Source organism: Sphingomonas sp. ABOLH (assembly GCF_003951715.1).
In the GTDB taxonomy this organism is placed as follows: domain Bacteria; phylum Pseudomonadota; class Alphaproteobacteria; order Sphingomonadales; family Sphingomonadaceae; genus Sphingomonas; species Sphingomonas hankookensis_A.
On record NZ_QQWV01000020.1, the window covers coordinates 33,622 to 47,246 of the forward strand.

The 13,625-nt window shown below is 63.7% G+C and carries 12 protein-coding genes and 2 pseudogenes; 4 read left to right on the top strand and 10 right to left on the bottom strand.

Annotated elements, in window-relative coordinates; all coding sequences use genetic code 11:
- Window positions 1–17: 17 nt before the first annotated feature.
- A pseudogene (locus CA237_RS11015) lies at window positions 18–335 on the top strand (IS21 family transposase); the annotation flags it as partial.
- Between the two features lie 34 nt (window positions 336–369).
- Here the strand turns inward: CA237_RS11015 and CA237_RS11020 are convergent.
- A protein-coding gene (locus tag CA237_RS11020) for an IS3 family transposase (protein WP_126014090.1) occupies window positions 370–1,541 on the bottom strand; the annotation gives its coding sequence in 2 pieces (ribosomal slippage) (window positions 370–1,277 and window positions 1,277–1,541; 1,173 coding nt in all).
- A 68-nt stretch (window positions 1,542–1,609) separates the two neighbouring features.
- Here CA237_RS11020 and CA237_RS11025 point away from each other — a divergent pair.
- From CA237_RS11025 to CA237_RS11035, 3 genes are all read left to right on the top strand, one after another.
- Window positions 1,610–1,975, top strand: a complete 366-nt coding sequence (locus CA237_RS11025) for a hypothetical protein (RefSeq protein WP_198356474.1) — start codon at window positions 1,610–1,612, stop codon at window positions 1,973–1,975.
- 116 nt (window positions 1,976–2,091) lie between these two features.
- Window positions 2,092–2,370, top strand: a complete 279-nt coding sequence (locus tag CA237_RS11030) for a type II toxin-antitoxin system ParD family antitoxin (protein ID WP_021233332.1) — start codon at window positions 2,092–2,094, stop codon at window positions 2,368–2,370.
- Window positions 2,367–2,663 (top strand): type II toxin-antitoxin system RelE/ParE family toxin, encoded by a 297-nt coding sequence (locus CA237_RS11035; protein WP_021233331.1) that lies wholly within the window; start codon window positions 2,367–2,369, stop codon window positions 2,661–2,663. The genes CA237_RS11030 and CA237_RS11035 overlap by 4 nt, the downstream gene beginning before the upstream one ends.
- Window positions 2,664–2,674: 11 nt before the next feature.
- On the opposite strand, the gene CA237_RS11040 is transcribed toward CA237_RS11035, so the two are convergent.
- From CA237_RS11040 to fghA, 9 genes and pseudogenes are all read right to left on the bottom strand, one after another.
- Window positions 2,675–3,256: a PRC-barrel domain-containing protein gene (locus tag CA237_RS11040; RefSeq protein ID WP_062127261.1), complete on the bottom strand. Its 582-nt coding sequence runs from the start codon at window positions 3,254–3,256 to the stop codon at window positions 2,675–2,677.
- Window positions 3,257–3,308: 52 nt separating this feature from the next.
- Window positions 3,309–3,950, bottom strand: coding sequence for a family 1 encapsulin nanocompartment shell protein (locus tag CA237_RS11045; RefSeq protein WP_241215470.1), 642 nt, complete (start codon window positions 3,948–3,950; stop codon window positions 3,309–3,311).
- Window positions 3,951–3,984: 34 nt separating this feature from the next.
- A pseudogene (locus tag CA237_RS20195) lies at window positions 3,985–4,245 on the bottom strand (family 1 encapsulin nanocompartment shell protein); the annotation flags it as partial.
- Entirely contained in the window at window positions 4,130–5,227 is a 1,098-nt protein-coding gene (locus tag CA237_RS11050) for a Dyp-type peroxidase (protein WP_126014092.1), read from the bottom strand. The gene CA237_RS11050 and the pseudogene CA237_RS20195, both read right to left, overlap by 116 nt.
- A 56-nt stretch (window positions 5,228–5,283) precedes the next feature.
- The gene (locus CA237_RS11055; protein ID WP_126014096.1) at window positions 5,284–7,938 is read right to left on the bottom strand and encodes an excinuclease ABC subunit UvrA; all 2,655 of its coding nucleotides are present in this window, start codon (window positions 7,936–7,938) and stop codon (window positions 5,284–5,286) included.
- 22 nt (window positions 7,939–7,960) lie between these two features.
- Window positions 7,961–9,937, bottom strand: a complete 1,977-nt coding sequence (gene uvrB, locus CA237_RS11060; protein WP_062126562.1) for an excinuclease ABC subunit UvrB — start codon at window positions 9,935–9,937, stop codon at window positions 7,961–7,963.
- Window positions 9,938–10,001: 64 nt separating this feature from the next.
- Window positions 10,002–11,324, bottom strand: a complete 1,323-nt coding sequence (locus CA237_RS11065) for a DUF3422 family protein (RefSeq protein ID WP_241215472.1) — start codon at window positions 11,322–11,324, stop codon at window positions 10,002–10,004.
- Window positions 11,317–12,651 (bottom strand): NAD(P)/FAD-dependent oxidoreductase, encoded by a 1,335-nt coding sequence (locus CA237_RS11070; protein ID WP_062126557.1) that lies wholly within the window; start codon window positions 12,649–12,651, stop codon window positions 11,317–11,319. The genes CA237_RS11065 and CA237_RS11070 overlap by 8 nt, the downstream gene beginning before the upstream one ends.
- Window positions 12,652–12,671: 20 nt before the next feature.
- Window positions 12,672–13,502 (bottom strand): S-formylglutathione hydrolase, encoded by an 831-nt coding sequence (fghA, locus tag CA237_RS11075; protein ID WP_062126555.1) that lies wholly within the window; start codon window positions 13,500–13,502, stop codon window positions 12,672–12,674.
- Between the last annotated feature and the right edge of the window lie 123 nt (window positions 13,503–13,625).

Here is a 13,625-nt window from a genome sequence, read left to right on the forward strand (position 1 = left end):
GGAGGCGTCCATCCCATAACATGAAGACGGCGGTGACGAGCGTGTTCACGGGCAAGGAGCGGGTCTTCAACCGGCGTTTCCTGGTCATGGCCAACCATTACATGGTCGAGCCGACCGCCTGCTCACCGGCGTCGGGCTGGGAGAAGGGTCAGGTCGAGAACCAGGTACAGACCGCGCGCGGCCGCTTCTTCCAGCCACGCCTGCGATTTACCAGCCTCGAGGAGCTGAACGGTTGGCTGGAGGCCGAGTGTCGGCGCTGGGCCGACATGCACCGGCATCCCGAGCGGAAGGAACTGACGGTCGCCCAGGCATGGGCAGCCGAACGGGCGGTGCTCTGAGCAGCCCCCACCGGGTGGTCCGGGTTGATAGTTAGTGCATCGTCGTCTCTACCGCCATTGCCGGTCGGAGGTGGAGCGAAGCGGAACCGGAGATCGGCAATGGCGGTGCGGCCGCTTCCGGGGCTGGCGGGCGGTAGCCCAGGCTGCTGTGTGGCCGGACGGTGTTGTAGTGGCGCCGCCATGCCTCGATCAGCACCTTGGCCTCGGCAAGGCTGTAGAAGATTTCGCCATTGAGCAGTTCGTCGCGCAGCGAGCCGTTGAAGCTCTCGTTATAGCCGTTCTCCCAAGGCGAACCCGGTGCGATGTAGAGCGTCGTCACGCCGATCTTCCCGAGCCATTTCTGGACCGCAGTCGCGATGAACTCGCTGCCGTTATCGGACCTGATATGGGCTGGTGGACCGCGCTCGATGAACAGCTCGGCGAGTGCCGCCAGCACATCCTCATGGTTGAGCCGACGCGCGACCACCAGCGCCAGACATTCCCTGCTGGCCTCGTCGATGATGGTCAGAATGCGGAACTTGCGCCCATCATGGGTGCGCCCTTCGACGAAATCATAGGCCCAGACATGCCCTGGATATTGTGGTCGCAGCCGGATGCACGAACCGTCGTTCAGCCACAGCCGCCCGCGCTTGGGTTGTTTCTGCGGGACTTTCAGCCCTTCGCGTCGCCAGATACGTTCCACCCGCTTGTGGTTCACTGACCAACCCGCCGCATGCAGCAGCGCGGTCACCCGCCGATAGCCGTAGCGCCCGTACTGTCTGGCCAAGGCAATGATATCCTCGGTCAGCAATTGCTCGTCATCTGCCCCGCACGGTTCCTTGCGCTGCGTAGACCGGTGCTGGCCGAGCACGCGGCACACACGCCGCTCGGACACATCCAGCACAGCCCGCACCTGATCGACGCAGCGTCGGCGCCGTGCGGGGCTCAGAAGTTTCCCTTTGCCGCCTCCTGCAAGATGAGCTTGTCCAGCGTCAGGTCCGAGATCGCGCGCCGCAACCGGGCATTCTCCTTCTCAAGATCCTTCATTCGCCGAGCCTGATCCGTCTTCAGGCCCCCATATTCCTTGCGCCAGCGATAGTAGGTCTGCTCGCTGACTGCGATCCGCCGGCAAGCCTCAGCGGTCGTGCCGCCCTGACCCAGCATGATCTCAACCTCACGCAGCTTCCCGATGATCTCTTCGGGCTTGTGCTTCTTCGCAGGCATTCGTCGTCCCTTCCTTGGTCCAGACTGTCATAGTCGATGGACCACTCAGAAGGGGGCAGCTCAAGGACATGATCGTCCTGCGCCTCGGCATCCCGCCCGTCTATGGCAAGAAAATCCGCTATTATACGGAGAAGGCCATGGTCGCACTGACCAAGATCCCCGCACCGCAAATGCCGAACATTCGACCCGACCCCACCGCACCGATAAACAGCCTGCGGGTGATCGCCGCGGCCGAGGCGGATGATAATGGCGCCCCTGGCTCGGCCCCGCCTGCTCATGGTCCTGGGCCGCAATCCGGAGGCGGCGGCACGGCCCCGACCCACCACCGCTTGAACCAAGCCGCGATCGCCGCCGCCATGGCCGCCCCTGCCGGGGAACGCACCAGCAAGCTTTTCCAACATATTGTTATGGTGGGCGAGGCAAAGGTCGCTTAGCGTTATGTGATCTTGCCCTCGCCGGTGGGATGACCCGAAGGGGGAACGGCTGCACAAGAGAGGCAGGCGCCTTGAAACCAATGGCAGTTTTTGCCATAATGGTAGTGAGGTGATTTATGGCTTCGATGAACGTCTCCCTTCCAGACCCCATGCGGGATTACGTCCAGCGCCGCATCGACAGCGGGCATTATGCCAGCGTGAGTGATTATGTTCGCGATCTCATTCGGCGCGATCAGGGTGAGACGCAGGATGTCGAACGGTGGCTGCATGATCTTGACGCCTCGATCGAACGCGGCCTTGCCGATGCGGAGGCGGGGCGCACCCACGACCTCGACGACGCCTGCGATGCTATCATCGACAGGATTCGGACACGGGCAAGCGCTCAGCCGCAATGAAAGTCATCCTGACGCCGGATGCGCTGGCCGACCTCGATCACATCGCCGAACATATCGAAAAGGACAATCCCGCGAGAGCCATCAGCTTTGTCGAGGAATTGCGTGAGGCGGCCCGTCGCCTTGCCGATCTGCCCCAGGGCTATCCTCTGGTGCCTCGCTATGAGCGCTACGGTATCCGTCGCCGTTCCTATCGCCGCTATGGCATCCTCTACCGGCCAGAAGCCCACCGTATCCTGATCCTGCGCTTTCTTGGCCCCGGTCAAGATCATGATCGCGCGCTCCAATTGGTTTGAGCGATCGCTTGCTAGGGATTGATCGGAGCGAAGGCGGGCCAGTCACGACTTTTGAGGCCGGGCTGTGACAGGAAGCTCGGGCCGTCCAGCAACAGCGTCATGCGCGTGTAGCCGATCCTGAGGGATTCGAGCGGCACCGCTCGCAATGTCTCTTCAAGACCGGCATATCGCTCGTCCGAGATCACCACATAGTTTATCCTGCCGGTCGAACATTCGATCAGGGCCTCGACAACCCGGCCCAGATTCATCCCGCTCTTGTCATCAACCGCCATGCCGATCAGGCCGGTCGCGGTGAACAGGTTCGGCGTATCGGATCTTTGGCTGGCTGTTTCGGCCGATCGGCCGCCATCCTCATATTTGGTCTGCTGCCCCAACCATCGCCAGATACCGACGAGGTTCGTCAGCATCAGGAATCCATTGGTGGCAACCAAGGCTGTCTGTCCTGTGGCGTAGCCCAATGTGGTCCAGCAAACCGAGCTGATGCTGAACACCACGAAGCCCCAGCCCGTCACGCGCGCGCCCAGGTTGGAAGCCGTCATCATCGCCGCGATCATCGTCGCGATCGTGGCGAGCCAACCGACGAGACTTATCATCGTCCCACCCCTCGCTGCGGCCCGCGTGGGGGCGGCGCAACCGGCAACGCCTTCACGCCGGCTGCGCCGACGCTTCCGCTGTCGGGAGCGAAACAGCCGCCTCGCTCGTCAGCAGCCGGAAGGTGAAGCTCTCTTGCAGGTACAGCTCAACCACCTCGGCGGTGTGGCTGAGATAGCCAATCGACAAGTCCTGTCCGAGATCGAGTTCGAAATCGCCGCCCCGTGTTGTCAGGACGACGCCGCCCGTGATGCCCGGCGCCCAGATGATATCGCCATCCACCAGACGATTGATGTGCTGGAGCACCGGATAGCCCTCCTCGCTGCCGCCGCTGATCGCGGTGAACGGATCATCGCCCAGCACCAGTCGATAAGGCCCCTCGACCCCGGCAAGGCGCAACCGGTCGACGGCTTGGGCGACGATGGCGGGATATCCGGCGACGGCCGTGGGCAGCGGCACCGGCTCGTTGCTCGCGCCGGGACGGATGCCGCCGATATCGGCAGCGGCATAGCCATCAAAGATCGCACGATTTTCGGCAAAGGCGATCGTGCGGGCAGCTTCCTTGAGCGGCTGCCAGTCGGAATCTTCGGAGCCACGCTCCACATCGTCGATCGCAGCGCGGGTCAGCGTGAAGGGCACGCGCAGTTCGACTACGGCATTGGCCGCACGCCGCACGCCGCACGGCCTGGACGCCATCGCTCGGCGCATCGATCGGCTTGGTGTGGCCCGTGCCCACGGCCGCGAGCGTAGCCCCCTTCGGGTCCGGCACGTCCACGACGCGGCGCGCGGCCAGATAGCGCTTGAGGGTTCGGGTCGCCTCTTGTTCGATCTGTGCCCAGGCGGCGTCTGAGATCGGGGCGAGTTCGCGATGGAGGTTATTCATGTCCGGCCTCGTCTTTGAGTGATCCAATGCGGAGCGATCCGTCCAATGCCGTTGGAGCCTCCGGGGTCGGAGCCGTGGGTGCCGGCGCAGCCACCGCTTCATCGCCATTGCTATCGTCGCCATCGGCCGCAGGCGGCCCCGGCGTCACGGCGTCCAGAAAGTCGGCCGACGGCACGAAATAGAGCGAGCCGGTCACGGCCCGGCTGACATCGAGCAGGCGATCGTAGTTGCCGGGCGGCAGGCCGATGAACATATTGTCGAGCATCCGCTCGATCCGCGTGGGTGAGCGGGCGTAACCGATGAAATAGGTGCCGAACTCCCCCTTGCCGACATCGCCGAACGGCATGTTGTCGCGCAGGATCTGGAGTTGCTCGCCGTCCTCCTCGATGTTGGTGAGGACGTTGTGCGCGAAGCTCGGCTTCGCTGCCTCGTCCAGCTCGATGTCCGACAGTTTCTCGCGCCCGACGATCTTCTCCTGTTGCTCGACGGGAATCGCGTTCCACTTGTCGAGGTCATGGAGGTATTTCTGGACGATCACATAGCTGCCGCCAGCGAAGACCGGATCGTCCGCCGCCCCGATCACCGTGGCATCTCTCGCCCCCTGCTCGACGGGGTTTTCCGTCCCATCGACGAAGCCCAGTAAGTCGCGATCATCGAAGTAGCGGAAGCCATGCACCTCGTCCGTGACCGAGGCGACGCCGGCGAGGCGCTTCACGATCTGCGCGGCCATCTCGAAGCACAGGTCCTGCCGTGCGGCGCGAATGTGGAACAGCAGGTCGCCGGGTGTCGAAGGCGCATGATGGACGCCATGAATTTCCCGGAACGGATGCAGCTCCTTCGGCCGCGGTGCCCCGAACAGTCGGTCCCAGGCATCGGAGCCGATCCCCATGATGCAGGAAAGCCCTCCATCCGCTGCCCTAAAGCCGACGCCACGCACCAGCGAGGAAAGGATTGCGCAGAGATTTCGCACCGCCATCTCGGGCTTTGCACCCGCGCCCATCGACACCCCGAGGAAGATGGCTGCACGAGTGAGCCGGGCATCGACGGCCTGGGAACGTGCGGTAACATCCTGAGCGACAGTGGAAGGCAAGCTCGTCTCCTATGGCCGGACCCGGCCCATCGTTATGGCACACACCCAAGAGGCGGCTAAAGCGCCGCCTTGAGATAGGGCGCGGTCAGACTGCCTTCCGCCTCTGCAACGTCGCTAGGGACGCCGCTGGCGATGATTAGGCCACCTTCCTCCCCGGCTCCCGGTCCGAGATCGATGACCCAATCCACCTGTGCGATGGCGCGCATGTCATGCTCGACGACAACAACCGTATTGCCCACGTCGACAAGGCCCTGCAGGTGCCGCATCAGCCGGTCCGCGTCGGACGGGTGAAGCCCCGAAGTAGGCTCGTCGAGGATGTAGATGGTGTTGCCGCGCTGGGCGCGTTGCAGCTCGGTCGCAAGCTTGATGCGCTGCGCCTCGCCGCCCGACAGTTCCGTCGCCGGCTGCCCGAGCCTCAGATATCCAAGGCCGATCTCCCGCAGCACATCCAGCGAGCGCATGACGGACGCCTCACCCGCGAAGAAGTCGCACGCCTCGTCCACCGTCAGCTCCAGCACCTGGGCGATGTTGCGGCCGTTCCATTCGACTTCGAGCGTTTGCGGGTTGTAGCGGCTGCCGTGGCAGGTCGAGCACGGCGCATAGACGCTTGGCAGGAACAGCAGCTCCACCATCACGAACCCCTCGCCCTCACATACCGGGCAGCGGCCTTCGGCGACGTTGAACGAGAAGCGGCCGGGGCTGTAACGGCGCTTCTTGGCCAACGGAGTGCCGGCAAAGATCTTGCGCACATGATCGAACAGGCCGCTGTAGGTGGAGAGGTTCGAGCGTGGGGTGCGGCCGATCGGCTTCTGATCGACCCGCACCAGTCTGCGCACATGCTCCATGCCCGCAACGATGCGGCCTTCGGTCTCTTCCTGCGCAACATCAAGCAGCGGATCGGCATCCTCTTCCTCGGCAGCCGGCGAGCCGCCGAGCTGTTCCGCGACAAGCTCCGGCAGCGCCTGGCTGACCAGACTGGACTTGCCCGATCCCGAAACCCCGGTGACAGCGGTGAAGCAACCGATCGGAAGCTCGACGTCGAGGCCGCGCAGGTTGTTGCGCGTCACCCCCTCTAGACGGAGCCAAGCCTTTGCTTCGCGCGGGGTCCGGTCATGGGCGACGGGCTCTGCGAACAGATAGCGGCGCGTGATCGACGCCTCGACGTCGGCCAGTCCCGCGATCGGCCCGCTGTAGAGCACTTCACCGCCCTTTTCGCCTGCTCCTGGCCCTACATCGACCAGCCATTCGGCATGGCGGATCACGTCAAGATCATGCTCGACGACGAACAGCGAGTTGCCCGCCGCTTTCAGCCGCTCAAGGATGGTGAGCAAAGCTTCGCCGTCTGCCGGGTGCAGCCCCGCCGAGGGCTCGTCCAGCACATAGACCACGCCGAAAAGCTGCGAGGACAATTGAGTGGCAAGGCGCAGGCGTTGCAGCTCGCCGGAGGAAAGCGTCGGCGTGCTTCGGTCGAGCGAGATGTAGCCAAGGCCAAGATCGATCAGCGGGCCGAGCCGTTCGAGCAGCTCGGATGCGAGACGCTGCGCGGCGACCCGCTTCTCATCGGAGAGGTTGGGCGTGCGGCGCACGTCGGGCGCTGCCTTGTGCGCCGAGCCTCCCGCCGCGACCCTGCGTTCAACTGCCGCATCGCGGGCCGCCTTGCCAAGAACATGGCCCTTCGGGGCCGCCGCGGCGCCCCCATACTCGCCATGCGCGACAGGCGTGAGCAAGTCCCGGAGCTTCAGCACCGTCAGGTCGCCAAACTCGGCGATGTCGAGGCCCGCGAACTTCACCGACAGAGCCTCGCGCTTCAGCCGCTTGCCGTCGCAGGTCGGGCAATCGCGGCCTATGATATATTGCGAGACGCGCTTCTTCATCAGCGCGCTTTTGGTGTTGGCGAACGTCTCCAGCACATAGCGACGGGCGCCGGTGAAGGTGCCCTGATAGCTCGGCTCCATGCGGCGCTTGAGGGCGACGCGCGTCTGCTCGGGCGTCAGACCCGCATAGACCGGCACCGTCGGCGTCTCGTCGGTGAAGAGTATCCAGTCGCGATCCTTCTTCGGAAGATCCCGCCATGGGGTGTCGACATCATAGCCGAGCGAGACGAGGATATCGCGCAGGTTCTGGCCGTGCCACGCGGGCGGCCATGCGGCGATGGCGCGTTCCCGGATCGTCAGCGTGTCGTCGGGCACCATCGTCTCTTCGGTCGCGTCATAGACGCGCCCGATGCCGTGGCAGGTCGGGCAGGCGCCCGCGACTGTGTTTGGCGAGAAGTCCTCCGCATAGAGCATGGGCTGATTGCGCGGATATTCGCCGACGCGCGAGTAGAGCATCCGTACCAGGCTGGAGAGCGTCGTCACGCTCCCAACCGAGGACCGCGCATTGGCCGAGCCGCGCTGCTGCTGCAACGCGACTGCGGGAGGCAACCCGTCGATAGCGTCAACCTCCGGCACACCGGCCTGATCGATCAGGCGGCGGGCGTAGGGCGCGACCGATTCCAGATAGCGGCGCTGTGCCTCGGCATAGAGGGTGCCGAAAGCGAGGCTCGATTTGCCCGATCCGGATATGCCGGTGAACACCACGAAGGCGTCGCGCGGCACGTCCACGTCGACATTCTTGAGATTGTTCTGCCGCGCGCCGCGTACCTGAACGAAGCCGGAGCGCGGCGCGCGTTCCTTGCCGGGGGTGGTTTGAGGCTCCTGATCCTTGCTCATACGGTCACTTTCACTCGGCGCATCACAGATAGATGAACTGACGGTACAGGCCGTCCAACTCGCCCCGGATCGTCTCCGCCCGATCCTCGTCATCGTTATCTACTGCCGTCAGCAGCGCCTGTTCCTTCGCGGTGATCCGGTCGCACAGCTCGTACAGATTTTCGCAGAAAGCCTCCGAATGGACCGACGGCTCTTCCCGGTCGGGCTGCGCCGACGCCAGGCCGCGAACCGACGAGAGCGGGGTGACATCGTTCTCTTCGTTGAAGGCGATCTGGCGCTGTCGCCGACTCTCGGTCTCGTCGATCGCGGCCCTCATCGCCGGCGTCACGGTATCGGCGTAGAGAACTGCGGTGCCGTTCACGTTGCGCGCGACGCGGCCGATCATCTGGATCAGCGCCTGGGCCGAGCGCAGGAAGCCCGCGCGGTCCGCATCGAAGATCGCGATCAGCGACGCTTCGGGGATATCGAGCCCTTCGCGTAGCAGGCTGATACCGATCAGCACGTCGAACTCGCCCGCGCGCAGGCCCTCGATGATCGCGACCCGATCCTCGACCTTGACGTCAGAGTGCATGTAGCGCGCGCGCACGCCCTGGCTTTCGAGGAATGCGTGCAGCTCCTCGGTCGCGACCTTGGTCAGCGTCGTGACCAGCACGCGCTCATCGCGCTTCGTGCGCTGCGCGATCTCGCGTAGCAAATCATCCCGCGCGCCTTGGGACGGGCGGATTTCCACTTTCGGATCGAGCAGGCCGGTCGGCCGAACGATCTGTTCGACCACCCTGCCTTGCGAGGCCCTTACCTCATAGGCGCCGGGGGTGGCGGACACGAAGATCGTCTGCGGCTTGACCTGTTCGAACTCGTGGAAGCTCAAGGGGTGGCTGTCCTTCGAGGATGGCAGGCGGAAGCCATAATCGATCAGCGTATCCTTGCGGGCCTGGTCGCCCCGGAACATCGCCGAGATCTGCGGGATCATCACATGCGATTCGTCGACGAACAGCAGCCCATCCTTGGGCAGATAGTCGAGCAGGGTTATGGGCGGGAGCGCTGGGTCACGGCCGCTCAGATAGCAGGCGTAATTTTCCATGCCCGAGCAATATCCGACCTCGCGCAACATCTCGGCATCGTTGGTGATGCGATCATAGAGGCGCGCCGCTTCCGTCAGGCGATTTTCGCTGGTCAGCCGCTCGACCTGCGTCTCCATCTCTGCGAGGATCGCCGTTGCGGCCTTGCGGGCCTGATCGGCGGTCGCCGCCAGAACGGTCTTGGGCGATACGAGATAGTGATCGGTGCTCTCTAGCTGCCTTCCGGTCGCCGCATCGAACCACTGGAGGGACGCGATCAGGCCGTTCGCCAATCCGACCCGCAGGGCCTTATATTCCGAATCCGCCGGGTAAACCTCAACAGCGTCGCCATCAGCGCGATAGGTGCCGCGCTTCAGCTTGTGCTCGGCCCGATCATATTGCAGACGCGCCAGGCCGCGAAGAAGCTCTTCCTGTCCCAACCGCGCGCCCTCGGTCAGCGGAACCTGGAGCGCGCGATAATTGTCGGGATCGCCCATGCCATAGATCGACGATACCGAGGCAACGACGATCGTATCGCGGCGCTCAATCAGGGATTTTGTCGTCGAAAGGCGCAACCGTTCCAGATGCTCGTTGATCGAGGAATCTTTCGGAATGAACTCATCGCGGCCCGGCAAATACACCTCTGGCTGGAAATAGTCGTAGTAGGAGACGAAATACTCCACGGCGTTTTCAGGGAAAAATCGCCGCATTTCGTCATAGAGCTGCGACGTTAGCGTCTTGTTGGGGGCCAGGATCAGCGTGGGACGCTTCAGGCGATGGATCACGTTGGCCATCGTGAACGTCTTGCCCGACCCCGTGATGCCCTTGAGGGTCTGATGGTGCGCCCCCTCCTCGATGCCGGATATGAGCCGCGCGATCGCTTCGGGCTGATCGCCCGCCGGGGTATAGTCGGAGTGCAAAATGAATATGCCAGTCGACATCAGATATCCTCCTGCCAGGGCCAGGCCATGAACGCCTCAAGCGTGCCCAAAAACGATTGTCGGGTCACATCTGCCCCTTCGCGGGCGGCTGTCCATGGTCCTTGTGTGCGTGCCTGATCCGCCGAACGGTCCACCAGACACCAAGGAGGACAAGGGGAACCAAAGCTGCGATCACCAGCTCAGGCGCCACTGCGTCGTGAATGCCCGGTATGCCCTTGATGAAATAGGAGAGCAGGCCGATCACATAATAGGAGATTGCGGCGACAGACAGGCCCTCCACCGTCTGCTGAAGCTGCAATTGCAGCTTCGCCCGGTTGTTCATCGAGGCGAGCAGGTCGCTATTCTGGCGTTCGAGCTGCACATCGATCCAGGATCGCAGCAAGGTGGTCGCGCGCGCCAGCTTGTCCGAGAGATTGGCCTGCCGCTCCTCGATCACGCGACAGGTCCGCATGGCGGGGGCGATCCTGCGATGCAGGAAGCTGCGCCAGCGATAGCAGCCGGGGACGAAGGTTTCGCCGAGTGCGGCAAGCCGTTCCTCGACGATCTCGTAATAAGCGCGGCTCGCGCCGAAGCGGTAGAGGCTGGACGCCGTGTCCGCCTCCAGCTCGGCCGAGAGATCCGTCAATCTGGAAAGCAGCGCCTCGCTGTTGCGCCGAGCCGACTTGCGCATCTCATCCGTGATCGCGGCGAGGCGCTTTTCTATATTGCGTAGATGCGGACCCAGCGATTGGGTCAGGGGAATACCGAGCAGGGCCAACGTCCGATAGGTCTCGATTTCAAGGAGCCGCTGCGCCAGCGCGCCAAGCCGGATCGGCGTCAGGCCGCGATCGAGGATGAGGATGCGGGTCAGCCCATCTGCATCCTGACGGAAATCGGTAACGATATCCGCCATGCCGTCCTCGACGAGCGAATGGCAGCGGCTGATCGGATCGAAGCGGTCAATGTAGGTCGCGGTCTCTTCCGTCCACGCCACCACGTCCAACCGGATGCCGCAAATGACCGGCCCAGGCGGGGTGAAGCCGTGCTTGAACGGGTCTTCGCCCGCCAGATCCCCGGTGTCGGGATCAACAGGCGCGCTCCACAGGTAGGTCGAAAACTCCGTATGCTTCTCACAATGCAATTTGCCCTGATCCCAGGTCAGGCCATGAAGGGGGGAGTTCTGATCGGGCAGCGACGCGCCCATTCGGCTCGATATTTCCGCGAGCGTCGCCTTATCCTTGGCCAGATTGCCTTCATTCATGAAGGCGAGCTGCACCAGGGCGCGCGGTGACTCGATCAGGAGATATGGGCGCGCATGTACCTCGTCGATGGCAACCCGCCTATTTTCATAGGTCGGCATACCATAGACAGTCGAACCGCCATTCGGAGCGCTGCCCGCTTCACTCAATCGGCTTTCCCCCCTTGTCATCCTTCTCCCCCACGTCGCGATGATCTAGATCGCCATAAGTAATCAGCCGAGAGCCACGATATCCTATGCCATGGGTCCACAGCCAGCTTAGTGCCACACTAAGCCGGTTCTGCGCCCCGATCAGGAAATAAATGTGGATGAGCTTCCACATCCACCACGCCAGGGCCCCGCGCAACTTAAACCGACCCATGTCGACGACGGCAAGGCTGCGGCCTATAGTCGCCAAATTGCCCTGATGCCGGTAATGGAAGGGCGCGACCTCGTTCTGCCCCTTCAGGCGCTGGCGGATAAGCCGGGCGACATATTGACCCGCCTGCTTCGCAGCCGGCGCAAGACCGGGGACAGGCTTGCCATCGAACCCGTTCGAGGCCGCGGTGTCGCCGATCACGAAAATGTCGCGATGACCCGGCACCGTCAGGTCCGGTCCGACAATCACGCGGCCAGCGCGATCGGCTTCAGCGTTCAGCCAATGCGCGGCGGGCGATGCCTGGACGCCTGCTGCCCACAGGATCGTTTCGGCGGGAATCTGCTTCCCATCCACGACGACGCCATCGGCGGAGCATTCCGTGACCGGCGTGCCGAGCTTGATTTCGACGCCGAGCTTTTCGAGCGCCTGCCGGGTATAGGCGGAGAGGTCTTCCGGGAAAGCCTGCAAGAGCCGTTGCCCGGCTTCGATCAGCACGACGCGGGTCGCACGCGGGTCGATCGACCGGAAATCCCGCACCAGCGTCAGGCGGGCAAGCTCCGCGATCGTGCCGGCCAGCTCCACGCCGGTCGGGCCACCACCGATGATGACGAAGGTCTGCAAAGCGGCACGGCGCGCGGGGTCCGTCTCACGCTCGGCTTCCTCGAAGGCGACCAGAAGGCGCCGGCGAATGGTGGTTGCATCCTCCAGCGATTTCAGGCCGGGAGCAAACGGTTCCCATTGATCGTGGCCGAAATAGGAGTGCCGCGCGCCCGTCGCGATGACGAGCGTGTCATAGGCAACCGTCGAGCCGTCCTCCAGAATGACGCGCCGACCGCCTGTATCGACACCTTCAACCTCGCCGAGCAGGGTCCGCACGTCCTTCCGCTTGGCGAAGAGCGAACGGATCGGCCATGCGATCTCCGATGGCGACAGCGAGGCGCCCGCCACCTGATAGAGCAGCGGCTGAAAGAGATGGTGGTTGCGGCGATCGACGAGCGTGATGTCCACGCCGCTCCCGGCGAGCCGCTGCACGGTTTCAAGGCCGCCGAAGCCCGCCCCCACGACCACCACGCGATGGCGGCCGTGAGCCGGCTCATGGCTGGGCGCGATTTCGCGCATGGTTGAAGGTGACGGCCCGGTCATTGGGACAACGCCGCGGCATGGTGGGCGATATGTTCGCCGATGAAACTCGCGATGAAATAATAGCTGTGGTCGTATCCAGGCAGCCGATGGAGCGTCAGCGGGTGCTCGGCAGCCTTGCACGCCGCCTCCAGCAAGTCGGGGCGCAGCTCGCGCTCGACAAACTCGTCATCCAGACCCTGATGGACGAGCAACGGCAGACGCTCGCGGGCGGCCTTGATAAGTTCGATGGCGTCATATTGCTTCCACGCCTCGCGATCGTCACCCAGATAGGCCGTGAAGGCACGCTCGCCCCAAGGCACCTGGCTCGGCGCTACGATCGGCGAGAAGGCCGATACGCTGCGATAGCGTCCGGGGTTGCGCAGGGCGGCAACAAGGGCGCCATGCCCGCCCATGGAATGGCCCGCGATAGCCCGGCGATCATCGGCCGGGAATGTGGCTTCGATCAGCGCCGGCAATTCCTCGACGACATAATCGTACATGCGGTAGTGTGCGGCCCAAGGTTCCTGCGTCGCGTTGACGTAGAAGCCGGCGCCCTGCCCCAGATCATAGCCGGGATCGTCGGCCACGCCTTCGCCTCGCGGGCTGGTGTCCGGCACGACGAGGATGATCCCGTGCTCGGCCGCGAAACGCTGCGCGACAGCCTTGGTGATGAAATTCTGCTCGGTGCAGGTCAGGCCGGACAGCCAATACAGCACCGGCACGCGACCGTCCTTCACCTGGGGAGGCAGATAGACGCCGACCTTCATCGGACAACCGAGGCTGATCGAGTCATGCTGATAGACGTCCTGCCAACCGCCGAAGCTGGCGTGATGTTCGACACGTTCCATTTTTGTTTCCTTGCTTCGACGGTTGGTGGACGGTGTGGCGATAGGAGCCCTTTTGCTGGCTGTTGTGCGGGGGGAAGCGCCGGCGCCTGTTTCAGCGCCGGCGACAGCCAGTCATAGGGTTGC